23 protein-coding genes are annotated in these 23,655 nt (G+C 71.4%); 15 read left to right on the top strand and 8 right to left on the bottom strand.

Annotation, left to right across the window (positions count from 1 at the left end):
* Positions 1-34 precede the first annotated feature (34 nt).
* The 3 genes from AC1DZA_RS15585 (at position 35) to AC1DZA_RS15575 (ending at position 7,110) form a co-directional block, all read left to right on the top strand.
* Positions 35-2,617, top strand: a complete 2,583-nt coding sequence (locus AC1DZA_RS15585) for an ATP-dependent Clp protease ATP-binding subunit (RefSeq protein ID WP_476773424.1) — start codon at positions 35-37, stop codon at positions 2,615-2,617.
* A gap of 284 nt (positions 2,618-2,901) precedes the next feature.
* Positions 2,902-3,735, top strand: a complete 834-nt coding sequence (locus tag AC1DZA_RS15580) for a hypothetical protein (protein WP_476773423.1) — start codon at positions 2,902-2,904, stop codon at positions 3,733-3,735.
* Between the two features lie 210 nt (positions 3,736-3,945).
* Entirely contained in the window at positions 3,946-7,110 is a 3,165-nt protein-coding gene (locus AC1DZA_RS15575; protein WP_476773422.1) for a glucan 1,4-alpha-glucosidase, read from the top strand.
* Between the two features lie 8 nt (positions 7,111-7,118).
* Here AC1DZA_RS15575 and AC1DZA_RS15570 read toward each other — a convergent pair whose 3' ends face one another.
* Complete coding sequence (locus AC1DZA_RS15570) at positions 7,119-7,949, bottom strand: hypothetical protein (protein ID WP_476773421.1); 831 nt, start codon at positions 7,947-7,949, stop codon at positions 7,119-7,121.
* A 58-nt stretch (positions 7,950-8,007) separates the two neighbouring features.
* Positions 8,008-8,403 (bottom strand): nuclear transport factor 2 family protein, encoded by a 396-nt coding sequence (locus tag AC1DZA_RS15565; RefSeq protein ID WP_476773420.1) that lies wholly within the window; start codon positions 8,401-8,403, stop codon positions 8,008-8,010.
* Positions 8,404-8,523: 120 nt separating this feature from the next.
* Here AC1DZA_RS15565 and AC1DZA_RS15560 point away from each other — a divergent pair, with 120 nt between their 5' ends.
* Together AC1DZA_RS15560 and AC1DZA_RS15555 are read left to right on the top strand one after the other, a co-directional pair.
* Positions 8,524-9,408, top strand: a complete 885-nt coding sequence (locus tag AC1DZA_RS15560) for a hypothetical protein (RefSeq protein ID WP_476773419.1) — start codon at positions 8,524-8,526, stop codon at positions 9,406-9,408.
* Positions 9,409-9,505: 97 nt separating this feature from the next.
* Positions 9,506-10,198 (top strand): hypothetical protein, encoded by a 693-nt coding sequence (locus tag AC1DZA_RS15555; RefSeq protein WP_476773418.1) that lies wholly within the window; start codon positions 9,506-9,508, stop codon positions 10,196-10,198.
* A 4-nt stretch (positions 10,199-10,202) separates the two neighbouring features.
* Here AC1DZA_RS15555 and AC1DZA_RS15550 read toward each other — a convergent pair whose 3' ends face one another.
* A complete protein-coding gene (locus tag AC1DZA_RS15550; protein WP_476763744.1) occupies positions 10,203-10,610 on the bottom strand; it encodes a hypothetical protein in 408 nt (135 codons plus the stop codon).
* An 80-nt stretch (positions 10,611-10,690) separates the two neighbouring features.
* On the opposite strand from AC1DZA_RS15550, the gene AC1DZA_RS15545 reads away from it, so the two are divergent.
* The 5 genes from AC1DZA_RS15545 to AC1DZA_RS15525 all read left to right on the top strand — a co-directional run bounded on the left by AC1DZA_RS15545 (position 10,691) and on the right by AC1DZA_RS15525 (position 14,807).
* Positions 10,691-11,314, top strand: a complete 624-nt coding sequence (locus tag AC1DZA_RS15545; protein WP_476773417.1) for a glyoxalase — start codon at positions 10,691-10,693, stop codon at positions 11,312-11,314.
* Positions 11,311-11,700, top strand: coding sequence for a hypothetical protein (locus AC1DZA_RS15540; protein ID WP_476773416.1), 390 nt, complete (start codon positions 11,311-11,313; stop codon positions 11,698-11,700). Before AC1DZA_RS15545 ends, AC1DZA_RS15540 begins: the two co-directional genes overlap by 4 nt.
* Before the next feature lie 90 nt (positions 11,701-11,790).
* Positions 11,791-13,383, top strand: a complete 1,593-nt coding sequence (locus tag AC1DZA_RS15535) for a carboxylesterase/lipase family protein (RefSeq protein WP_476773415.1) — start codon at positions 11,791-11,793, stop codon at positions 13,381-13,383.
* Positions 13,384-13,466: 83 nt separating this feature from the next.
* Entirely contained in the window at positions 13,467-14,285 is an 819-nt protein-coding gene (locus tag AC1DZA_RS15530; protein WP_476773414.1) for a CPBP family intramembrane glutamic endopeptidase, read from the top strand.
* A 51-nt stretch (positions 14,286-14,336) separates the two neighbouring features.
* Positions 14,337-14,807, top strand: a complete 471-nt coding sequence (locus AC1DZA_RS15525) for a GNAT family N-acetyltransferase (RefSeq protein ID WP_476762878.1) — start codon at positions 14,337-14,339, stop codon at positions 14,805-14,807.
* Positions 14,808-14,834: 27 nt separating this feature from the next.
* Here the strand turns inward: AC1DZA_RS15525 and AC1DZA_RS15520 are convergent, their stop codons facing one another.
* On the bottom strand, positions 14,835-15,569 hold the full coding sequence (locus AC1DZA_RS15520; protein WP_476773413.1) for a DUF2306 domain-containing protein: 735 nt from the start codon (positions 15,567-15,569) through the stop codon (positions 14,835-14,837).
* A 98-nt stretch (positions 15,570-15,667) separates the two neighbouring features.
* Between AC1DZA_RS15520 and AC1DZA_RS15515 the strand changes: the two genes are divergently transcribed.
* Positions 15,668-16,537, top strand: coding sequence for a hypothetical protein (locus AC1DZA_RS15515; RefSeq protein ID WP_476773412.1), 870 nt, complete (start codon positions 15,668-15,670; stop codon positions 16,535-16,537).
* A gap of 12 nt (positions 16,538-16,549) precedes the next feature.
* Here AC1DZA_RS15515 and AC1DZA_RS15510 read toward each other — a convergent pair whose 3' ends face one another.
* Entirely contained in the window at positions 16,550-17,584 is a 1,035-nt protein-coding gene (locus tag AC1DZA_RS15510) for a GlxA family transcriptional regulator (RefSeq protein WP_476773411.1), read from the bottom strand.
* 62 nt (positions 17,585-17,646) lie between these two features.
* On the opposite strand from AC1DZA_RS15510, the gene AC1DZA_RS15505 reads away from it, so the two are divergent.
* Both AC1DZA_RS15505 and AC1DZA_RS15500 read left to right on the top strand, forming a co-directional pair.
* A complete protein-coding gene (locus AC1DZA_RS15505) occupies positions 17,647-18,225 on the top strand; it encodes a TetR/AcrR family transcriptional regulator (protein WP_476773410.1) in 579 nt (192 codons plus the stop codon).
* 120 nt (positions 18,226-18,345) lie between these two features.
* Positions 18,346-19,167, top strand: coding sequence for an alpha/beta fold hydrolase (locus AC1DZA_RS15500; RefSeq protein WP_476773409.1), 822 nt, complete (start codon positions 18,346-18,348; stop codon positions 19,165-19,167).
* A 60-nt stretch (positions 19,168-19,227) separates the two neighbouring features.
* On the opposite strand, the gene AC1DZA_RS15495 is transcribed toward AC1DZA_RS15500, so the two are convergent.
* The 3 genes from AC1DZA_RS15495 to AC1DZA_RS15485 form a co-directional block, all read right to left on the bottom strand.
* Complete coding sequence (locus tag AC1DZA_RS15495) at positions 19,228-19,998, bottom strand: alpha/beta fold hydrolase (protein WP_476773408.1); 771 nt, start codon at positions 19,996-19,998, stop codon at positions 19,228-19,230.
* A gap of 183 nt (positions 19,999-20,181) precedes the next feature.
* Positions 20,182-21,015 (bottom strand): hypothetical protein, encoded by an 834-nt coding sequence (locus AC1DZA_RS15490; protein ID WP_476773407.1) that lies wholly within the window; start codon positions 21,013-21,015, stop codon positions 20,182-20,184.
* 82 nt (positions 21,016-21,097) lie between these two features.
* Positions 21,098-22,540, bottom strand: coding sequence for an MFS transporter (locus AC1DZA_RS15485; protein ID WP_476773406.1), 1,443 nt, complete (start codon positions 22,538-22,540; stop codon positions 21,098-21,100).
* A gap of 106 nt (positions 22,541-22,646) precedes the next feature.
* Here AC1DZA_RS15485 and AC1DZA_RS15480 point away from each other — a divergent pair, with 106 nt between their 5' ends.
* Both AC1DZA_RS15480 and AC1DZA_RS15475 read left to right on the top strand, forming a co-directional pair.
* Positions 22,647-23,216 carry a TetR/AcrR family transcriptional regulator gene (locus tag AC1DZA_RS15480; RefSeq protein ID WP_476773405.1) on the top strand — a complete coding sequence of 190 codons (570 nt, stop codon included), beginning with the start codon at positions 22,647-22,649 and terminating at the stop codon, positions 23,214-23,216.
* A gap of 210 nt (positions 23,217-23,426) precedes the next feature.
* Positions 23,427-23,594, top strand: coding sequence for a hypothetical protein (locus AC1DZA_RS15475; RefSeq protein WP_476773404.1), 168 nt, complete (start codon positions 23,427-23,429; stop codon positions 23,592-23,594).
* Positions 23,595-23,655: the final 61 nt, after the last annotated feature.

Raw genomic sequence — 23,655 nt, 5'->3', positions numbered from 1 at the left:
TGAGCGTACCCAACTCAAGTTCCCAGGAGGATTGGTGCCCGAAGACTTCAACCCCGAAGCCGGCGCGAGCTCGTTCGACGAGTTCCTCAGCCGGTACCTTGCGGGTGAGCAGGCGCGACAGGCTCGGTCGATCGACCTCAGCCGGTTCCTGACCGCCCGCACGCAAGGCATCCTGCAGCAGGCAGGACGCTTCGCGCTCGAGCGCGGCCAGACCGAGCTCGACGCCCTGCACATCCTGCGCGTGATCGTCGAGGACGAGAGCGTGAAGCAGGCCGTCGCCCGCATCGGCGTGGCCCCCGAGCGGCTCATCACCGCGACCGAGGCGCGCCTGCCCGCGGCATCCGACCCCGCCGACATCAACGCGGCCACGATCACGCCGAGCGCCAGCCGCGCGCTGTTCCACAGCTACCAGGTGGCGCGCTCGGCCGGCTCGACCTACATCGACCCCGAGCACCTCTTCTTCGCGCTCGTGCTCGGGCAGGACGCCCCCGCTGGCCAGGTGCTGGCGCGCGCTGGCGTCACCGCCGAGGCGCTCACCCAGAGCGTGCGCGACACGGTCATGGGCGAGTCCGGAACCGAGCAGCAGACGGATGCCGCAGGCACCGGCTCAGCGGCATCCGCGACCCCGATGCTCGAGAAGTTCGGCACCGACCTCACCGCGCTCGCCGAGAACGGCGAGCTCGACCCCGTGATCGGACGCGTCGACGAGATCGAGCAGACCATCGAGATCCTCAGCCGCCGCACCAAGAACAACCCGGTGCTGATCGGCGAGGCCGGCGTGGGCAAGACCGCGATCGTCGAGGGCCTCGCCCGCGCGATCGTCGAGGAGTCGGTGCCCGAGGCCCTGCTCGGCAAGCGCGTGATCTCGCTCGACCTGCCCGGCATGCTCGCCGGCACCCGCTACCGAGGCGACTTCGAGGAGCGCCTCACCAAGACCATGGAGGAGATCGCCCAGAACAAGGGCGAGTTCATCGTGTTCATCGATGAGATCCACACCGTGGTCGGCGCGGGCGGCTCGGGCGAGGGCGGCACCGACGCGGGCAACATCCTGAAGCCGCGTCTCGCGCGCGGCGAGCTGCACCTCGTGGGTGCGACCACGCTCAAGGAGTACCGCACCATCGAGAAGGACCCCGCGCTCGAGCGCCGGTTCCAGCCGGTGAAGGTCGGCGAGCCCTCGATCGAGGACGCCGTGCTCATCCTGCACGGGCTCAAGCCCGCCTACGAGGAGCACCACGGCGTCGAGTACACGGATGCCGCGTTGCGTGCGTCCGTCGAGCTCTCGGCCAGGTACCTCACCGACCGGGTCCTGCCCGACAAGGCCATCGACCTCATCGACCAGGCCGGGGCGCGGCTGCGCCTGCGGCTCGGCGTGAAGACGGATGTCTCCGCGCTCATCGCGCGGCTCGCCGACCTCGAGGCCGACAAGAACGCCGCCGTCGGCGCCGAGCACTACGAGGAGGCGTCGCGCATCCGCGACGAGATCTCGAAGGTGCAGGCGAAGCTCGACGAGGTGACGGCTTCCGGGCGGGCTGCGGCATCCGCTGACCCTCTGGCGACCGTGATCGACGAGGCCGAGATCGCCGCGGTGATCTCGCGGGCCACCGGGATTCCGGTGAACCGCCTCACCGAGAGCGAGCGCGAGCGCCTCGGCGACCTCGAGGGCGAGCTGCACGCGCGCGTCATCGGCCAGGACGACGCGGTCACCGCGGTCGCCAAGGCCGTGCGCCGCAGCCGCACCGGCATGGGCGACGCGCGTCGGCCCGTGGGTTCGTTCCTGTTCCTCGGCCCGACTGGCGTCGGCAAGACCGAGCTGGCGCGTGCGCTGGCGTCGTCGCTCTTCGACGACGAGCAGGCGATCGTGCGCTTCGACATGAGCGAGTTCGGCGAGCGGCACACCGTGTCGCGCCTCGTCGGAGCCCCTCCCGGATACGTCGGCTACGACGAGGCCGGGCAGCTCACCGAGCGCGTGCGGCGCAACCCGTACTCGATCGTGCTGTTCGACGAGATCGAGAAGGCGCACCCCGACGTGTTCAACCTGCTGCTCCAGGTGCTCGACGACGGACGCCTGACCGACGGCCAGGGTCGCACGGTCGACTTCCGCAACACGGTGATCGTGATGACCTCGAACCTCGGTTCGGAGTTCCTCGCGTCGCGCTCGGGAGCGCTCGGGTTCGTGGCCTCCGCCGATGGCTCCGGCTTCTCGTCTCAGGACGACGTGCGCCAGCGGGTCATGGGCAAGGTGCGCGAGGCCATGCGGCCCGAGTTCCTGAACCGCATCGACGAGATCGTGCTGTTCCAGAAGCTCGGCGAGTCGGAGCTTGCTTCGATCGTCAGGCTGATGCTGGGTGCGACCGAGCGGCGGCTCGCGGCGCGTGAGGTCACCTTCGAGGTGACGGATGCCGCGGTGGCGCTCCTCGCGGAGCGCGGCTACGAGCCCGAGTACGGTGCCCGTCCGCTGCGCCGCGTGATCCAGCGCGAGATCGACGACCGCATCAGCGACCTGTTCGTCTCGGGTGCGCTGGGTGACGGCGAGGGCGTGCGGGTGGATGCCGCCGACGGCTCGTTCGTCGTGGTGCCTGTGCCGCGGGCCACCGTGGAGGTGCCGCTGGCGGCGTAGCGGCCTCCACGCGGCATCCGCTCGGCTGAGGCATCCGCTTGCCCCGCTCGGCGGAATCCCGTTTCGGCGATGGAATCCCACGCGACGTGGACTCCACCGCACGAACGGGATTCCGCAGCGCTACATCGAACGCCCGGTCCTCCTCGCGAGGGCCGGGCGTTCGTCGTGTTCCGGAGTGTCGTCCCACGCGCCGCCCCCGAAGGAGGGCTTCCCGCGGCGGCGCAAAGCTGAGAGATTGTCAGTAATGCGTTCGGCGATTGCTGATCTCGGAATGGAGCGGCACCATGACGCGGGCAGGCGTGGACGGTGCTCGCACCGGGCGCTTCCTGCGAGCGGTCGGAAGCGTGTCGGCGATCGCGCTCCTGTGCTCACTGGTGCTGGTTGCCTCGCCGGCTCACGCGGCTGCACCCTGTCTGTCCGGATGGGATCGCCAGATGCCGACGGCGGAATCTCCCGACGAGGTGCCGTACCTCGACAAGATACTCGTCTGCGTCGAGGGCTCGACCGGAGCCGTCGTCGTGAAGAACAACAGCAACATGGTCTGGTCCTTCATCGATGCCGTCCAGGGTGATGTCTGGTACGAGCAGTGGTCGGAAAAATCTGGCGCGTTCTACGAGATGTTCACGGAGTTGAACCTCTCGACCTCTCCGATCCTGGTTCCCGGTGATCAGGTCCGGCTCCTGGCCGACCGCGCGACGCGGTGGGTCATCGACGGACGCGCAAGCGTGCTGTGGGCCGGAATGGGCGAACTGTATTCGGTCGTGGCGGCCGCTCAGATCGGTGCGATCAAGGCGGCGGTGACGAAGGGCTCGCTCACGCGCAAAGCACTCTGGACCTGCGGGAGCACCCTTGCGGAGTTCCTCGAGACGCGGGGCGATTCATCCGGGTCCATCACCGGCAAGCAGGTCGTGAAGGCCCTTGGACTCACAGCTGCGACATCGCTCTGTGCGAAGGACTGGAAGGCCGCAGCAGCCAAGCGGTCGTGGTTCCCCTCGTGGGGCGACGACCTCGTGGCGATCGGCAAGAGCGCCGAGGTTGCGAAGAAACTGGGCACCTACGCCTCACGCGCGTCCCAGGCCGCCGAACTCTTCTGCGGGTTCATACCGCGATTCTGTTAGCGCATCGCCGTGCTCCGAGAACGGGGGAGCCGCGGGCTCTGGTGGTCGCCTCCGGGCGAGCCTATGCTGACCGGGTCACAGCGGACTCGACGAGGAGTGGCGATGCGTTCGACGGAGTGGTCGGCAGTTGCGGGATCAGGATCGACGAGTCGAGGGCGTGATCGCGGGCGCAGGCGCCGCGCCGCGGCATCCGTCGCCGTGGCAGCGCTGGTGAGCGCCGCGCTCTTCGGCGGAGCCGCAGCCGCGAACGCCGCGCCGAAGCCGACGCAGCCGACGCAGGCCCCGGGCGCTCCCGGTGCCCAGGCGACGTGGACGACAGGCGCGAAGCAGGGCGTCGGAACGTCCACGACCACGGACTCGAAGGTCTGGTACACGCTCTCGGAGGGCACGCTGGCCGAGGTCTACTACCCGCGCGTCGACGTGGCGAACAGCCGCAGCCTGGAGCTCATCGTCACCGACGGCTCCACGTTCACCGACCTCGAGTCGCGCGACACGACGCACGAGGTGAGCCTCGCCGACGCACGGGCACTCGTGTACACCCAGACGAACACCGACAAGGACGGCCGGTACCAGATCGTCAAGACCACGTTCACCGATCCCGCCCGTGCGAGCGTGATCATCGACGTCTCGGTGCGCTCGCTCGACGGCGGCAAGTATCGGGTCTTCGCGCAGTACGACCCGTCGCTGGCGAACAGCGGCCGGCACGATTCGGCCCGGTTCTGGCGCGGCGCGCTCGTCGCGGAGGACCTCGCCGGCGACCCGGGCACCGGCGCCGATCCCATCGCCACCGCCCTCGTCGCCGACAAGGACTTCGTCGCGACCTCCAACGGGTTCGCCGGCGTCAGTGACGGCTGGACCGATCTCGCCGTCGATCACCGCCTCGACCACCGCTACGCGGAGGCCCTCGACGGCAACGTCGTGCAGACCGCCGAGCTGAAGCTCACCGGCCCGGCGAAGAACGCCTCGGCGACGCTCGCGCTCGGATTCGGGGCATCCGCCGACGCCGCGCGCACGGCCGCGACCGCGAGCCTGGGCAAGGCAGGCAAGGGCGCCGACGCTGCTGCCGAGGCCTACGCCGACGGCTGGCACGACTACCTCGACAGCGTCAGCGCGGTGCCGGCGAGCGTGGCCGGCGATACGAACCTCACGACGCAGTACCACGTCGCCGCGATGACGCTGAAGGCGCACGAGGACAAGACCTACCGCGGCGCGAACATCGCCTCGCTCACGATCCCGTGGGGCCAGGCGCAGAACGCCAACGAGGCCGGCGTCGGCGGGTACCACCTCGTGTGGGCGCGCGACCTGTACCAGGTGGCGACCGCGCAGATCGCCCTCGGCGATTCGGATGCCGCGAACCGCTCACTCGACTACCTCTTCGACGTGCAGCAGAAGAGCGACGGGTCGTTCCCGCAGAACTCGCTGCTCGACGGCACGCCGTACTGGGGCGGCCTGCAGCTCGACGAGGTCGCCTTCCCGATCGTGCTGGCGTGGAGTCTCGGGCGAACGGATGCCACGACCTACGCCGACCACGTGAAGACGGCCGCCGACTTCCTCGTGGGCCACGGCCCGTCGACCCCCCAGGAGCGCTGGGAGGAGGAGGGCGGCTACTCGCCGAGCACCATCGCCGCCGAGATCGCCGGCCTCACGGCCGCCGCGTCGATCGCCGCAGCGAACGGTGACGAGGCATCGGCCGCGATCTACACCGGCGTCGCCGACGACTGGCAGCGCAAGGTGGAGAGTTGGACGTTCACCACCACCGGACCGCTCGGCAACGGGCAGTACTACGAGCGCATCGACGACAACGGCAACCCGAACGACGGGCACACGCTCGACATCAACAACGGCGGCGGCGCCTGGGATGAGCGCTCGATCGTCGATGCCGGCTTCCTCGACCTGGTGCGCCTCGGCGTGAAGCCGGCAGCGGATGCCGCGATCATCGAATCGCTGCCCGAGGTCGATGCGACGATCAAGGTCGACTCGCCCAACGGGTCGCTCTGGTACCGCTACAACCACGACGGCTACGGCGAGAAGGCCGACGGGTCGCCCTATGACGGCACCGGCATCGGCCGCCTCTGGCCGCTGCTCTCGGGTGAGCGCGGCGAGTACGAGCTCGCGAACGGCCGCCCCGCCGACACGTTCCTCCACACGCTCGCCGCGACCGGCAACGCCGGCTACATGATCCCCGAGCAGGTCTGGGACCGGCCGGATGCCGCGGGCTTCGTGTTCGGCGAGGGCACCGGCTCGGCGACGCCGCTGGCGTGGTCGATGGCCGCGTTCGTGCGGCTCGCTCAATCCATCGACGCGGGGCGGCCGATCTCGACGCCCTCCGTCGTGGCCGACCGGTACGCCGACGGCGCGCTTCCCGCCGGGCCGAGCCTCACGTTGACGGAGCCGGTCGCAGGCGCCGTCACCACGGAGTCGAGCGTCACGGTCGCGGGCTCGACCGACGCGGCATCCGTGTGGGTCTCGGCCGGAGGGCACGCCGTCGAGGCATCCGTCACCGGGGGCGCCTTCACCGCCGAGGTGCCCGTCGTGCTCGGCGCGAACACCATCACCGTGGTGGCGGTGGGCGCCGACGGCGGCACGACCGCCGTGCAGGTGGCGGTCACGTCGACGAACTTCGGCACGTCGGTCGGCACGGTCGACGACCCGTCGGGCGACGACCACGGCCCGGGCGACTACGTGTACCCGACGAACAGCGCCTTCAACCCGGGCGCGTTCGACCTCACGCAGTTCGGCGTCTACGACGACGGCACCTCGATCAACTTCGTCACGACGCTCGCGGGCGACATCAACAACCCCTGGGGCGGCAATCAGATGTCGGTGCAGCGGGTCGACATCTACGTGAGCACGGATGCCGCGGGCGCGGCCGTCGCGGCGCGGCCGGGCACGAACGCGACCCTCGCCCACCCGTACGACTTCGTCGTCGGCGGGTCGGGCTTCATCCAGCCGGCCGTGCGGGACGCGACCGACGCGGTGCTCGCCAACGCCAACCTGCTCGTGCTGCCGGCGACGCACCAGATCGCGATGTCGGTGCCGAAGGACGTGTTCGACGGGGTCGACCTCGCGGGCGCGACGTACCAGGTCGCCCTGATGTCGCACGCGGATCCGAACGGCGAGGGCACCGGCGGCATCCGGCCGGTCTACGACTTCGACTACTGGAACACGAGCCCCGACATCGGCATGAGCTGGATCAAGGAGTACCGCTTCGGCGGCGGCGCCGGCGTCTGGACCGGCGACAACGACGCGCACGACACCGACACGCGCGACCCGAACACGATCGACGTGCTCGTGCCCGACGGTGCGACGCAGTCGACGGTGCTCGACTGGCGCGCGGGTTCGCCCGTGGTGCTGCCGTACGTGCCGCTGGGGTAGTCCCGCGGCTACGCGCTCGGCACGCGGAAGAGCTCGGTGCGGGCGATGACGCGGTCGCGCTCGGCGGTGAGGGCGAGCCGGCGCGGGTCGGCGAGGTAGGCGTCGAGCAGCGCCTGGTTCGGCACCCGGTAGAGCTGCACCTCGACCGGGTGTTCCGGTCCGCGGTCACCGCGGGTGCGCTCGATCACCTCGATGCCGTAGTCGGGCATCAGCGCGAGCACGTGATCCTCGTAGGCGACGAGGTCGTTCTCGAGCCCGGGCTGCGCCCAGAGCAGGCAGCAGAGGGTGAACGGCGAGCCCTCGGCGGCGAGCGGGTCGGGATCGCGCCGGTCGCGATCGGATGCCCCGTGAGGCGCGACGTCGGGGGAGGGGGAGACTTCACGGCGCTCGGCGTTCCACGACGAGCTTCCCCAGCGCAGGATTCCCTCGACGCCGGTGTATCCGGCGCTGTGCACGAACATCGCGATGACGGCGCTCGCGAGCAGTACGACCCCGGCGATCCAGCTGACGTCCCAGAAGGTCGTCACGATGCCGGCGAATGCGGCGCCCATCGCGAGCGAACGGGCGACGGTGACGGTGCCCGACTTCGCGAGGCGGTGGCGGTAGAGCTCCTGCCAGTTCAGCACGATGAGCCCGGCGAGCATCGGGATGGCCGCCGCGAAGAGGATGATGCTCGCAAGCCCCAGTGGGGACGGCTCGGCCTCCGTGATGAGCGGCTGCACGAGCACGATGCAGATGCCGACGAGGGCGCCGTACGTGAGGTTGTTCTGCCGCAGCCATTCATCCGCGAGCGCCGGCTCGCGCCGAAGCTCCTGCGCCACGTACTCGTCGTCCCGCATCAACGCCTCCGTTCGGTGACCATTCCGCGATTCTGGCAGCGGGCGGAGGCGAGGTCGACTACCCGAGGGCGTCGGCGTGCCGGTGCACGACGCGCCATTCCCCGCCCTCGCGACGGTAGACCTGGGTGGCGCGCAGCGTGAACGTGCGCGGCGTGCCGTCCATCGACGCCGAGATGCGCTCGTATCCGACGGTGTACGCCATGTCGCCGCGGAGGTCGAACGAGATCAAGTCGAACGAGTAGGCGGTGCAGTCCGAGAAGCTCGACGCGAGCACCTCGAACGCCTCCACGAGTTCGTGACGGTTCGTCGCGTTGCGCCACGCGCCGAGCACGCTCACCGGCTCCTCACTCGACCAGATCGCGCGTCTCGGGCGGTCGTCGCCATCGAACTGCGCTCGTTCGGCCTCCGCGAGCGAGGTGTGCACCCAGATCAGGAAATCCTCACGGTCATTCATGGGTTCAGCATCCTCCCCTCGGCCACGCGCCGCGAGGGTCGGATCAGACGTTCAGGGCGCACACCGATCACGTGAGCGACGCTCAGGAATAGGATCTGAAGCGACCCGTGAGATGCAGTCATGCCAGCAGAACAGGGCGAGCGCGAGCAGCCGCACGAGACCAGCCCGACCACCGATCCGAGGCCGGTCTGGCGCCGAGCTGGAGTCTGGATCGGCGGTGTCGCCGCGGCCGCACTCGCCACCGTCATCGCCGGCGCGGTCACGCAGGGGTTCGGATGGTTCGCGACCATGGCGGTCGACTCGCAGGGCGACCCCGTCGACGTCAGGGTCGAGGCCGAGGCGGGCACCGACGACGTGGTCCTTCCGCGGGGCGCCACGCTCGCGTCGAGCGAGCTCGACCTGCTCGCCGGCCTGAGCGCCGCCGAGCAGGTCGGGTGGCTCGAGGCGCACGAGCACGGCCGCGTCTCGGGGACGCAGCAGGTCACGCTGTACCTGACGGGCAACCGCACCGGCGAAGTGCGTGTCACCGACGTGACGACGAAGGAGACGTGCAAGCCGATCTCGAGGGGAACGCTGGTGCGGATGCTGAGCGGCCGCGGGGCGGGAGTCGAGTCCGAGGTCATGAACGTCGATGTCGGCCACGGGCCGTCGGATGCCTACGAGTACGACCCCAGCGGCGCTCCGCAGAACTACTTCCCCGAACGCACGATCACGCTCGCGCACGACGAGGAGGTTCCGCTCGTCGTCGACCTGGTGCCCGACTTCTCCGGGTCGACCTGCGAGGTGGAGCTCGAGCTGACGGTATGGGACGGGAGTGCGGAGCGACGAATGCCGGTCTCGGGCCCCGACGGTCCGTTCGTCGTCACGTCGATCGAGCTCGAAGAGGACGAGGGCGAGTACGGCACGGTGTACCTGGGCGGCGACATCTGCCGGCGGTACGTGACCGCGACGCCGGGCTGGAGCAACATGCCGCCGTGCGGTGAGGGGAACTTCGCCGAGCGGTGAGCTGCGGGCGGCGCGTGTCGCCGAAGCGTGGGTGGCAGCGGGACGCACGGCTGTGCCAGTGTGAGCAGCATCGTGTCGGATGCGACGAAGGGCAGCCATGAGCGACGAGTCGACGACCCCGGCACCGGCCGCACCCGCAGCGCCGCCGTCCGGCCCGCCCGCCGCGGCGCCCGCTCGCGTCTCGCGGTGGCGGCATCGGCCGTTCATCGAGATCGTCGCCGTGGCGATGCTGTCGGTGACCGCGATCCTCACCGCATGGTGCGGCTTCCAGGCGTCGAAGTGGAGCGGTGAGCGGGCGATCGCGTTCGCCGAGGCATCCGCTGCCCGCGTGGAGGCGACGGATGCCGACGGCGAGGCCCGGGAGGCGCGGATCGTCGACCTCATCATCTACGCCGAGTGGGTCACGGCGACGGCGCAGGGCGATACGGCGCTCGCCGACCAGATCGAAGCCCGGTTCACGCCGCACTTCCGCGTCGCCTTCGACGCCTGGCAGGGCGACGGCGAGGCCGAGCCCGGCCCGTTCGCCACCGACGCCTACGTGCCGCCGGGCAGCGAGAAATCCGCCGAGCGCTCCGCCTACGCGGAAGCGCGATTCGCCGATGCGCTCGAGGACACCGAGCGGGGCGACAACTACTCGCTGCTCACGGTGCTCTTCGCCCTGGTGCTCTTCCTGACCGCGATGGCCCAGCGCGACATCCACCACGTCGCAGCGTGGATCATGCTGGGGCTCGCGGCCCTGGTCGCGCTGTCCGGCTTCGCCGTGATGCTGACGTTCCCGGTGCGGCTCTGACCCGTCAGCGGGCGGCCGAGGCCGCGGCGGCGGCGCGGCGCCTCGGCAGCGCGAGCACGCACACGACGCCGACGGCCGTGACGATGGGACTCGCGGTGAGCGGCGTCGACACCCACTGACCGCCGAAGATCCAGCTCGCCGCGAAGAGCAGCGCGGGCGCCGCCACGAGGGGAGCCGTCCACCAGCGGCCGCCGAGCAGGATGCCGCACACGCCGGCGCCCACGCTCGCGACCAGGCACAGCACGAAGAGCGGCGTCGAATCCGATACTGTCGTGTCGAAGCCGGCCCCGTTCAGCGCGGCGGTGAGTGCGCCGAACAGCACGCCGACCGCCGCCGCGAGCGCGACGATCGCCCAGGCCACGAGCAGGATGACTCGCGCGGGGCCGCGTGCGGGAGTGGGCGATGACGTCACGCCGTCAGGATACTGGCGCCGAGGTGATCGAGCAGGAACGAAGAAGCAGCCCGAGGGGCGGCATCCGTAGCGTGATGGTCATGAACAGCATCGACTTCGTCACCCTCGAGGTGGCCGACACCACGGCCGCCGAACGCTTCTCCGACGCCGCCTTCGGGCTCGGCGATCTCCTCCGCTTACGGGCAACGGATGCCCCGACGACGGGCTTCCGCGGATACACCCTCTCCATCACCGTGGCGCAGCCCGCTGACGCCCTCAGCTTCTACCAGTCAGCGATCGCGGCGGGCGCCACGGTGCTGAAGCCGGCCGCCAAGTCCTTGTGGGGCTTCGGTGGCGTCGTGCAGGCGCCCGACGGGTCCATCTGGAACCTCGCGACCTCGTCGAAGAAGGACACCGGCCCCGCCACCCGCGATATCGAGTCCGTCGTGCTCCTGCTCGGCGTCGAGGACGTGGGCGCGAGCAAGAAGTTCTACACCGACCTCGGCCTGAAGGTGGGCAAGAGCTTCGGCTCCTACGTCGACTTCGACATGCCGACGAGCCCGATCTCGCTGGGGCTCTACAAGCGTCGCGCGCTGGCGAAGTCGGCCGGGGTCGCGCCGGAAGGCAGTGGTTCGCACCGCATCGTCATCGGCGGCGGGAGCCGCGCCCTCACCGACCCCGACGGGTTCGCGTGGGAGCCCGCCGAGGTGAGCGCCGACGCGTGACCCTCGTGGTCGACGTGGCCAACGTCATGGGCTCGCGCCCGGACGGCTGGTGGAAGGACCGCGCGGGCGCCGCCGCTCGGCTGCTCGCGCCGATGCCTGCGCTCGTCGGTCGAGCCGTCACGGCTCCTGACGGCTCGGTGGTGGTGCTCGAGCGGATCGTGGCCGTCGTGGAGGGCCAGGCGAAGGGGGTCGCCGCCCCCGATGGCATCCAGCTGGTGCGTGCGCCGGCTGACGGCGACAGCGCGATCGCGGCGGCCGCACACGAGTCGGATGCCGCGGCGGAGCGCGTGCTCGTCGTGACGGCCGATCGTGGCCTGCGGGCGCGCCTGCCCGAGGCCGCCCTCGTCGCCGGGCCCGGCTGGCTGAACGACCTGCTCGGTCGCTGACCGGTCGCGTCGAACGGTCGGATGCGGCCGCCAGCAGTGGCGGCGCGGTCGCGACAGGGCTTGAATGGCGTGGATGAGGTGCACGCGGGCATGACCGCACACCCCGGAACGGACGACCGGCTCGAGGTTCGCGTCACCGGGGGCGTCGTGCGCGGAGTCCGCGAGGGCGACGTGCTCTCCTGGCGCGGCATCCCCTATGCGGCACCGCCGGTCGGCGAGCTGCGGTTCAGGGCGCCGGCTCCGGTGCATCCGTGGCCCGGGGTTCGCGACGCCTCGGACTACGGCGCGGTCGCCCCGCAGGCCCGGGTGACGCGGCGGCCGCGCGTGCTGCCCGGTGCGGTCGCCGCCGACGAGGACTGCCTGACCGTGAACGTGCATGCGCCGGCACGCGAGCCCGGCGGACCGTTGCTGCCGGTGATGGTGTTCATCCACGGTGGCGGCTACAGCGCGGGCTCCTCGAGGGACTTCTCGGGCCAGGGCGAGGGGTTCGTGCGCAGCGGACGCGTCGTGTACGTGAGCTTCAACTACCGGCTCGGAGCGCTCGGCTACCTCGACTTCACGCGGTACGGCACCAAGGAACGACCGTTCGATCGCAACCTGGGACTGCGCGACCAGGTCGCCCTGCTCGAGTGGGTGCGGCACAACATCGGCGCGTTCGGCGGAGACGCAGAGCGGGTGACGGTGTTCGGCGAGTCGGCTGGGGGCAATGCGGTCACCACGCTGATGGCCACCCCGTCGGCGCGCGGACTCTTCGCCGGCGCCATCGCGCAGAGCGCGCCGCCGGACGCGGTGTACCCGCCGGCGATGACCGGGCGGTGGGCGGCGGAGTACCTCGCCATCCTGCGCGACGTCGTGCGCGAGCGCGCGGTGCGGGCGGTGCGGGGGCAGCCCGGCGCGCTGAACGCCGGAACGGCGAGCGCGCCGCAGCTGCTGACCGAGTCGAACGCCGAAGACCTCGTCGCCGCGTCGGTCGAGCTCCAGATCCGCACCCCCGACGCCTACGCCGGCGCGTTCTGCTTCGCCCCGGTGATCGACGGCGACGTCGTGCCCGAGCGGCCGTTCGTCGCGTTCCGGGACGGCCGGGCGCACCGGGTGCCGCTCATCATCGGCACGAACGACCGCGAGGGATCCGTCTTCCGCGGACGCGTCGACATCCTGCCGCGCTCGCCGAAGCGCATCGACGAGGTGTTCGCCCGTGCACCGGGCGCGGCACGACGCGCCATGCGCGCCGCCTACCCCGAGCTCCCCGCCCGACGGCCGGCTGCCGACTTCGGCGGCGACTACGGCTTCTGGTTCCCGAGCACCCGCATCGCCGACGCCTGCTCGCGTCACGCACCGGTCTGGTCGTACCGGTTCGACTTCGCGCCACGCCTGCTCACGCTGGTCGGGCTCGACGCGACGCACGGGGTCGAGATGTTCGCGCTGTTCGACCGCACCGATGTCCCGCTCGCGAGAGTCATGACGTCGCTCGGCGGCAATGAGGAGTATGCCGCGGCGGGCGAACGGATGCGGCAGCACTGGCTGCACTTCGCCGAGACCGGTGCTCCCGGGCCGGGCTGGCCGCCCTACGAGGAGCGCGCGCGATCGACCCTCGTGATCGATGCGTCCGACCGCGTCGAGTCCGACCCGCGCAGCGAGCGCCGACGCGCGTGGACCGCGTTCGCGCCGTCGCTGGCCGGCTGAGCGGGTGGGCGAGGCGCCACCTGGCATCTGCCAGACTCGGTGAAGCGTCGCGTGCAGGACGCTGACGACACGAGGGGGAGCACATGACGACCGAGCCCACGGCGGCCGCCACGATTCCGGGCGGCCGCATCCGCCCGCTGACCGACAAGGACCGCTTCGGGCGGCTCATCGAGCGCCGCGATGGCCGGGACTTCCCCTTCTACAACGGCGAGCCCGTCGAGCTCTCGGTGGGCAAGTGGATCATCGTGTGGCTGTCGGTGGCCGTCGGATTCCTCGCGCTCATCTTCATCCCCCAGCCGAACAACATCGTGGCGATCCTGCCGCGGGCGCTGTTCGTCATCATCCCGCTCGCCGTGCTCGCACTCGTGGCCGGCCGGCACTGGACCGCGATCTTCCGTCGGGTCCGGCTCGTCGACGTCGGCAACATGTTCTTCTTCGCCGCCCTCAACATCGCGCTCACGTTCGTCATCGGCGCGCTCGTGGCGCTCGTGTTCCCGGTCGCGCCCAACACCGTCATCACGGATGCCGGTTCGGCCGGGGTCGCCGACACCATCGCCCTGTACGTGGGCAGCGGCATCCAGCTCATCGGCGAGGAGATCTTCGTCGTGCTGCCGTTCCTCGCACTGATGTACTTCCTCTTCGCCAAGGCGGGCGTCTCGCGCAAGACGGCGGTCATCCTGGCGTGGATCATCTCTGCGCTGTGGTTCGGCGCCGCCCACCTCCCCACCTACGACTGGAACTGGGCGCAGGCCTTCCTCATCATCGGCTCGGCGCGCATCGCCCTGACGCTCGCGTTCATCCGCACGAAGAACCTCTGGGTGTCGGCGGGCGCGCACATCATCAACGACTGGGTGTTCATCACCATCTCGGTCATCGCCGCCGCCGCCGTCGCGGCGGGCTGATCGAGCTCGCGACGAAACCAACGCGAAACGGGCGCCTGCGAGACTCGTGAGGTGACCAGCACCATCGACATCCAGCCCGGCGACCTCACCGACGAGCGCGTCATCCGCCTGCTCACCGACCACCTCGACGACATGTTCGCGACCTCGCCGGCCGAGAGCGTGCATGCCCTCGACGTGTCGGCGCTCGCGGCATCCGGAGTCACCTTCTGGACCATCGCCGACGGCGACGACGTGCTCGGCTGCGTCGCGTTGAAGGAGCTCGACTCCGGGCATGGCGAGCTCAAGTCGATGCGAACGGATGCCGCGGCGCGCGGCCGAGGGCTCGGGGCGCGCCTGCTCGAGCACGTGCTCGCGGAGTCACGGCGACGCGGATACCGCCGGGTGAGCCTCGAGACGGGGTCGCAGGACTTCTTCGCGCCCGCCCGCTCGCTGTACGCCAAGTACGGCTTCAGCGAGACCGGGCCGTTCGGCGACTACGCGCTCGACCCGCACAGCGTCTTCATGACGCTCGAGCTCGCGTAGCCCGGCTCGCGCCCACGCCGCCTGCCGTCACGCGGTCGCCAGGCGATACGACGGCAGGCCACGACGCCGGATCAGCCATTCGGCGAGGAGCAGGTTCGGCAGCCACGCGAGGAAGGCCATCGCGACGTAGGCGTTCGCGAACGCCGTCCCGAAGTCGAACCCGCCGGCCGAGAACGGCACCTGCACGAGGATGAGCGAGAAGAGTCCGAGGCGCAGGGTGACCGCCGCGTAGGTGAGGGCGAAGTTGCGGATCATCCACGCCTGGTGGCTCGCGACATCGCCTCGCCGGATCGAGCGGTAGGCGCGCCACCCGGTGACCAGCCACAGCACGCCGAGTGCGCCGAATCCGAACAGGCCCGTCAGGCCGGCCTGGCTGATCGGGGCGATCGCGAGGCCGCCCAGGGCCGCGATGCCGACGGCGGTGAGGTAGACCCGTCCCATCGAGCGGTGCACGAGCGGATGCCGCGTGCGCAGCCCGCGCCAGAACTGGAACGGGCCGACGACGAGGGCGATGCCGCCCGCCACGATGTGGGCGTAGAACGCAACGAGCACGAACCACGGCCGTCCGGCGTACGCCTCGGCGAGGCCGCCCGAATCGGACTGCGACAGCGTCTCGAGCGACGCGGTGAGGTAGGGCGTGACGGCGAAGGCCGCGATGCCGAGCGACGTCAGCACGACCGCGAGCCATCCGGCCCTCGAGCGCCTGGCGATCGTGCGCGTGGCCGTCGACGGCGGCTGCTGGCTGGTGGGTGTCGTGGTCATGGCCGCACGCTATGACGGGCGTCCAACCGCCGACATCGGGTGAACCCCCGTACCCGACGGGGGTCAGCTCTATGCTGAGCCACGACCGAGGGAGTTCGATGACCGATCTGCGACCCACGCCGACCACCGACGCATCGCCACGCGACGGGCGCGCCCTGCGGGGGGCCCGCCGCATCACGATCATCGGCGTCATCGTCTCGGTTTCGCTCGCGGCAGTCATCGCCATCATCTCGGTGATCACAGGCGACCTCTCGCAGCAGGGCCCCATCATCCTCACGACGCTGCTCGTGACCGGCTTCGGCCTCACGATGCTCTGCCACCTCGCCGTGGCGGGCCGCCCAGTGCGGGCCGTGAGCTTCGTGGGGATCGGCGCGAGCACCGTCGCCCTCATCGTCGGACTCACGCTCACCTGGGCATGGTCGTGGAGCGTCTACGACAGCGGCGTCGACCTGTGGCGCTGGTTCGGCGTCAGCGTCATCCTCGCGGTGAGCCTCGCGCAGGCGAACCTTCTCCTGCTCCTGGCCGGGCGACGACATCCGGTGGTCAGGATCGCGCTCGCCGTCACGCTCTGCGCCATCGCGGCGCTGGCGCTGATCGGCATCCTCCCGATCGTCAGCGATGGCGAGATCCCGGCGCCGGGCACCGAGGACGCCTACTTCAGGACCGCGATCGTGGTCGCCATCATCGACGCGCTGGGCACCGTCGTGCTGCCGGTCGCGGCGCTGTTCCTGCGTGATCCGGCGGCAGGCGCGACCGTGTCCGATGCCTCGGCCGCTTCGGAAGTCGCGGCGGCTCCGGATGCCTCGGCTGCTGCCGATGTCGCGGCCGCTCCGCATGTCGCGGCGGATGACGCGCTCGAGCAGCGCATCGCGCGCCTCGAGGCCTCGACGGGCCTCGGGCGAGACGCGCTGCTGACGGCCGCGCTCGACGCCCTCGAAGCATCGCATCGGGAGACGGATCCGAGCTGAGGCCGAGGCCGCTCAGCCGGTCGGGCGCAGCACGCGCACCGGAGCATCCGTGGTCACCGCTTCGGGCGCCGTGGTGCGGAACCGGCGCTGGTACTGCGACGGCGAGATGCCGAGCCTCGCGATGAACGCGCGGCGCAGGGCCTCGGCGCTCGGGAAGCCGGCGTCGAGCGCGGACTGGGCCACGGAGCATCCGCTCTCGAGCCGCGACCGGGCGAGGTCGAACCGCAGCCCGGCGACGTACTCGGCGGGGGAGGCGCCGAGCTCCTCGCGGAACAGGCGGCTGAGGTGCCGCACGCTCACGTTCGCGTGCCGGGCGAGTGCGGCGACGGTGTGGCTGCGCGCCGGGTCGGCGTCGATGAGGTCCGTGACCTGGCGCACGATGCTGTGGTGCGGGGCGCGCGCCCGCAGCGACGCCGAGAACTGCGACTGGCCGCCCGACCGCTGCAGGTACACGAGCAGCAGCTGCGCGACCTGGCGTGCGACGTCGCTGCCATGGTCGTCCTCGACCATCGCGAGCGCCAGGTCGATGCCGGCGGCGACTCCCGCCGAGGTGGCGACGTCGCCGTCGCGCACGAAGATCGCGTCGGGCTGCACGTCGATGCGCGGATGCCGCCGGGCGAGGTCGTCGGCGAACTTCCAGTGCGTGGTGGCGCGGCGCCCGTCGAGCACGCCGAGCGCGGCGAGCACGAACGCGCCGCTGCAGATGGAGACGAGGCGCCGGCTGCGCGAGGCGAGGTCGGCCGCGGCCGAGAGCAGCGGATCGCGCACGAAGACCGAGGGCGACTGCTCGCTGCCCGGCACGACGAGGATGTCGAGGTCGCCCGCGTCGCGCGCCGAGGCGTGCACCGAGACGCGCCCGCCGAGCGAGGTCGACACGTCGGCGCCGTCGGGCGAGAGCAGCAGGATCTCGTAGCCGTCGACCGCCTGGTTCGCCTCGACGAAGACCTCGGCGGGGCCGACGTAGTCGAGCGCCTTCACCCCGTCGAAGAGGAGGAAGCCGATGCGGCGCCTGCGGCCGGCGGGAAGGATCGACACTGCGGAGCTCATGTCTCCCATCATTCTGGATTCTTCACTCCAATACCAGTCGACACGGCTTGTAAGCTGGTGGGATGGCCAGGCCACGAAGCTTCGACGACGACGCACTGCGCGCCGCGGCGCTGCAGGCGTTCTGGTCGCACGGCTACGAACGCACCGCGATCGGCGACATCGCCGAGGCGAGCGGCGTGGGCAACGGCAGCATCTACGGTGCCTACGGCAGCAAGCTCGGCCTCTTCCTCGTCGTCTTCGAGGCCTACTGTCGCTCCCGCATCGAGCTCGTGCGCACCGCCATGGCCACCGACGGCTCGGCGGCCGACGCCGTGCGAGCGCTGTTTGACGCGATCATCGCCGACTGCGCCAGCCAGCCCGGTCGACGCGGATGCCTCATGCTCAACAGCCTCGCCGAGTTCGGCGGACGCGAACCCCGCGTGCTCGAACTCTGCCAGCAGGCGACCACGGGCATGCAGGCCGCGATCGAGGAGCGCCTCGCCGCCGAGCGGGTCGCCGCCGACCGGGCGGAGCTCGAGCTGCTCGCCGCGCAGATCCTGCTCGTGACCCAGGGGCTCATCCAGGCGAGTCGCCTGCAGACCCCTGCGCCCGAGCTGCGCGCGGTCGCCAGGGAGTACGAGGCGCTGCTGCCGGTGGCGTGACGGCGTGAGCTGAACCTGTCCCGAATCGAGGGACGGGCGGCCGCTGCGGCGGGGCATCCGTCGAACCGATGCGCGCAGAGTGGAGGGGAACATGTCCACCACCATCACTCTGGAGCGCGCATGCCCTTCTTCACCACGTCCGACGGCACCGACATCCACTATTCCGACTGGGGCACCGGCCAGCCCGTCATCCTGAGCCACGGCTGGCCCCTGAGCTCCGACGCCTGGGCCGTCGAGCAGAAGCTGCTCGCCGACCACGGCTACCGCGCCATCGCCCACGACCGCCGCGGCCACGGCCGCTCGTCGCGTCCCTGGCAGGGCAACGACATGGACACCTACGCCCGCGACCTCGCCGAACTCGTCGAGGCGCTCGACCTGCGCGACCTCGTGGTCATCGGCCACTCGACGGGCGGCGGCGAGGTCGTGCGCTACGCCGCGCAGCACGGTGCCGGCCGGGTCGCGAAGGTCATCACCGCGGGCGCCGTGCCGCCCGTGATGGTGAAGTCCGACACGAACCCCGAGGGCACGCCCATCGAGGCGTTCGACGACATCCGCGCCAACGTGCTGAAGGACCGCTCGCAGTTCTTCCAGGACCTCTCGCTGCCGTTCTTCGGCTTCAACCGCGAGGGCGCCGCCGTGTCGCAGGGCGCCCGTGACGACTTCTGGCGCCAGGGCATGAACGCCGGCCTCACCGCCGCCTACGACTGCATCAAGGCCTTCTCCGAGACGGACTTCACCGAGGACCTCAAGGCCCTCGACGTGCCGATCTTCATCGCCCACGGCAGCGACGACCAGATCGTGCCGATCGCCGCCGCGGCGCTGAAGACCGTCGAGCTCGTGAAGCACGGCACCCTCAAGGTCTACGAAGGCGCGCCCCACGGCATCTTCGGCGCGTACCAGGAGGAGCTCGACCGCGACATCCTGGCGTTCATCGCCGGCTGAGTCCGGTCATGCGAACGCGGCCGCCTTCCGACGGAAGACGGCCGCGTTCGTGTGTGCGGGTCAGGAGGCGATGCGGTCCTCCGCCTCGGAACCAGCGGAGTCGACGCCGGCCTCCCCGGCCAGCTCCGCGAGCGCGCCCGTGATCACGGCCACGACCTCGGCGGGATTGGTCTGCATCACGAGGTGCGGCGCGTCGATCTCGACCACCGAGCGCAGCCCGGCGCGGGTGTAGCCGAAGCGCTCCACGTCGGGGTTGATCGTGTGGTCGGCGCTCGAGACGATGCCCCAGCCGGGCTTCGTCTTCCACGCGGCATCCGATGCGGGCTCGCCGAACGCGAACGCCGCCAGCGGGCGCTGCGACACGGCGAGCACGCGGGCGGTCGCCTCGGGCACGCCCGCCGCGAAGACCGCCGGGAAGGCGTCGATGGCGACCGAGACATCCGTGCCGGGCTCGCCGCCCTCGACCGGGTACGGCGTGTACACGAGGTTCGCGGCCAGGTCGGAGTCGGGGAAGCCGCCCTGCAGCTGGCCCAGGCTCTCGCCCTCGTCGAGCGCGTAGCCCGACACGTAGACGAGGCCGACGACGTTCTCGGCCACGCCGGCGACGGTGATCACCGCGCCGCCGTAGGAGTGGCCGGCGAGCAGCACCGGGCCGTCGATCTGCTCGACGAACGCGCGCACCGAGGCGGCATCGGCCGAGAGGCTGCGGTTGTACACCGGCGGGACGCGCACGGCGTGGCCCTGCTCGAGGAGCAGCGACGTGACGGGCGCCCAGCTGGCGGCGTCGGCGAAGGCGCCGTGCACGAGCACGATCGTGGGAGTGGTGGACATGGAACTCCTTCGAGACGACGGGACTCGACCGACGACGGCCTGCCTGCCATCGCGCCGCGTTCCCGGTTGTCCCCAGCATCGCGCCGGGGCCGCCATCGTCGTCCGCCCCGAGCGGCCGCGTATCGCGCGGAATCGGACACCGTGGGCCGCGTCCGCGCGCGCCGGTCGGCCACCCGCCCGGGCTCAGTGCGCTGAGCGCAGCTGCTCCTCGGGCAGCAGCGCGGTGGCCGGGGTGCAGCCCAGCTCGCCCGGCTGCAGCAGGATGCGCGGTACGTACAGCACCCGCACGCCGGCGGCGGCGCGCTTCACGAGGAGGCAGTCGTCGGCGTCGCCCATCGCGAAGCCGATGTCGCCGTCGGTCACGGCGGCGTGCGGCTCGAACGCCTGCTCGCGCCCGCCGGTCGGCTGCGGCATCCGCTCGGTGATCTCGGCGACGACCTGGTCGGCGGATGCCGCGGTCGGCGCGTTCGTGAGCACCTCCACCGCGAGCGCCTCGGCGCCGTCGGGCACGACGAACACGGTCCGGGTGTCGGCGGGCGGTGCGATGCGGTGCGCGTCGGGCGGACAGGGGACGTCGCGAGCGACCGCCGTGTCGACGTCCCAGTCGCCGAACTCCGCGGTCGCGACGCCCCAGAAATCGAACTCCGACTCGAAGCACGCCACGTAGGGCTCGTCGTACTGCGTGGGCTGCACCGTCGCCTGGAACTGCAGGGCCCCGAACGGCTCGCCGTGCACGGCGCCGGGATAGGGCTCGACCCCGATGAGCTCGACCGTCGTGGAGTCGGCCGTCGCGGCATCCGCCGATCGTGCGTAGTCGTCGATCACGTCGGTGCCGTACCGGTAGAGGCCGCGCGACACATCGGCCACCGCAGCGCGGGCGGTAGCGTGCGACTCGGCGTCGGGCCGCAGCTGCGCCAGTGCGTTGCAGCCGGTCAGGGCGAGCACTGCGGATGCCGCGGCGACGGCAGCGGCGAGCGCGAGGGGCCGGCACGATCGGCGTGATGCGGTAGGGCGCATCCTCCGAGCATGGCCGACGCGCGTCGCGCTCGCCACTGCGAGGGGTGGACCAAGCCGCTTCGGCGGCGCCGGCTGGGATGGATCAGGCCGCTTCGGCAGCCTCGACGAGGGGCGACTCGGCGATGGGGATGACCTCGGCGGCCGGCCGCTCGGTGCGACCGGTGCGGCCTCGGGCGAGGAACGGCGCGAGGCCGCCCGCGAACGCGAGCACCGCGCCGACCACGAACGCGGCCACGTAGCCCGACTCGGTGGGCAGGCCCGACGCGCCGAGCACCGCTCCGATCGCCGCCGCGAACACCGTGGTGCCGATGGCGCCGCCGATCGTGCGGATGTTCGCGTTCATGCCCGTGGCGATGCCGACTTGGTCGGCCCGCACGCTGCGCACGATGAGGTTCGGCGTCGACGAGGTGACGAGCCCGGTGCCGAGTCCGAGCACGGCTGCGGCGATCGCGAGCGGCACGACGCCGTCGTGGAACAGCGCGATCGAGAGCGACGCGGCCGCCGAGAGGAACGCGCCGAGGGTCAGCTGTGCCGCGAACGGCAGCACCCGGCTCAGCGGGCCGGCGACGAATCCGACCGAGGCCATGGTCACGAGCATCGGCAGCATGATCAGGCCGGCGGTGCTCGCGTCGACGCCGAGGCCGTAGCCGCTCGACGTGGGCGTCTCGGCGAGGCGGGGGAGCGTCGCCCAGATGCCGAACATCGCGGCGCCGGTGAGCAGGGCGGTGAGGTTGGTCGTCCACACGGCAGGGAGGCGCATCATCCGCATGTCGACGAGCGGGTTGCTCGAGCGCACCTCGACCATCACCCACGCGGTGGCGAGCACCGCCGCAAGCGCGAACAGCGAGATCACGAGTGGCGAACCCCAGCCCCACTGGTTGCCGGCGCTCAGCGGCAGCAGCAGCGCGACGAGCCAGCTCGACAGCAGCACCGCGGCGCCGACGTTGATGCGGCCGGCCGTGCGGGCGGCGGCGCGCGACAGGCCGCGGACGCCGACGACGAGCCCGACGCCGGCGAGCACCAGCGGGAGGGCGAAGAGGCCGCGCCAGCCGATGGCGGCGGAGATGGGGCCCGCGATCACGGTGCCGAGGCCCGAGCCGACGGCCATGATCGCCGAGAGGGCGCCGATCGCGCCGGCGAGACGGGCGGGAGTGAAGGCGTCGCGCACGAGTCCGAACCCGAGCGGGAACACGGCGCCGCCGAGGCCCTGCAGCACGCGGGCGAGCAGCATGACGGTGAGGTTCGGCGCGAACGCGGCGAGCACGGAGCCCACCGCCACGGCGCCGAGCGCGAGGAGGTACATGCGGCGACGGCCGACGAGGTCGCCGGCGCGACCGAGCAGCGGGGTGGCGACCGCCGCGGAGATGAGCCACGCGGTGAGCATCCAGGTCTGGCCGACCGCGTCGGCGCCGAGGTCGCTGCCGATCGTCGACAGCACGGGGATGATCAGGGACTGCAGGCTCGCGACCGCGGTGAAGCTCGTGGCCACCGCGATGAACGTGAGGCGAGTGGTGGAGGTTGGCATCAAGCACCCTTCGGGGCTGAGGAGTTATACTGGAGGGAACCTCCGATAGGAGGCCGCCTCCGGTTAGCTTAGCGGAGGCACCCTCCGGTTTGCAAGCAGGTGTTTCATGACGGATGCCACGCTCCGCGCGTTGCTCGACGAACGGCGCCCCACGCGCGCCGACGCGCGCCGCAACTTCGACGCCCTCGTCGAGTCGGCCAACCTGGCGTTCGCCGAGCACGGCGTCGACGCCTCGCTCGAGGACATCGCCCGCCGCGCCGGCGTGGGCATCGGCACGCTGTACCGCAACTTCCCGACCCGCGACGCGCTCGTCGAGGCGGTGTACCTCGATGAGGTCGCCGGCGTCGCCTCGTTCGCCGAGGAGCTCGACGACCTGCCGCCGTTCGAGGCGCTCGCAGCGTGGCTCCGGCGCTTCGCCGACTACGCCAGCCGCAAGAAGGTGCTGCTCGAGGGGCTCAACCGCGACTCCGAGCTGCTCGCGACCTGCCGTGAGGTGATGTACGAGTCGGGCGAACCGCTGCTGCGCCGCGCCCAGTCGGCCGGCCTCGTGCGCGACGACATCGCGATCGACGACGCCGTGCGCCTCGTCGCCGGGGTCGCCGGGGTGGCGTTCCCCACGCCGGGCCAGCGCGAGCGCGTCGTCGACCTGGCGCTCGACGGGCTCCGCGCGCGCTGAGGCCCGCGCCCGCTGACGCCCGCGCCCGCCGGAATCCCGTTCGGGCGGCGGAATCCCTGAATGGGTGGATTCCAGCGCGCGAACCGGATTCCACCGCACGCGGCACCTCGTGACGTGGGCCGCGCGGGCTGGCAGGATGGCTGTCGTGCGGGCTCGACGCGAGCCGCCGCCGCGCTGGATGCGACCGCACGCCGAGCGAAGGGTGCAGTCATGGACGACTTGAAGGGCACGGCGACCGAGCGGATCGCGCAGCTGCGAGCTGCCGGCGAGGTGACGGATGCTTCGTGGCTCGAGCGCCAGCTCGTCGCGGCGCTCGAGGCGTGGCAGGACACCGAGGACGACCTGCGCGAACTCCGCGAGGCGCGGGAGGACTACTGAGCACGGCGCCGGAGGAGCCCGCCGCGCCGACCCGCCCGGCCGCGGTCGACCCCGCCGCGCC

It is taken from the genome of Agromyces sp. P2_B3, from assembly GCF_056404815.1.
The sequence above is the reverse complement of the archived record's forward strand: the minus strand, read 5'-3'. Positions and strand labels throughout refer to the sequence as shown.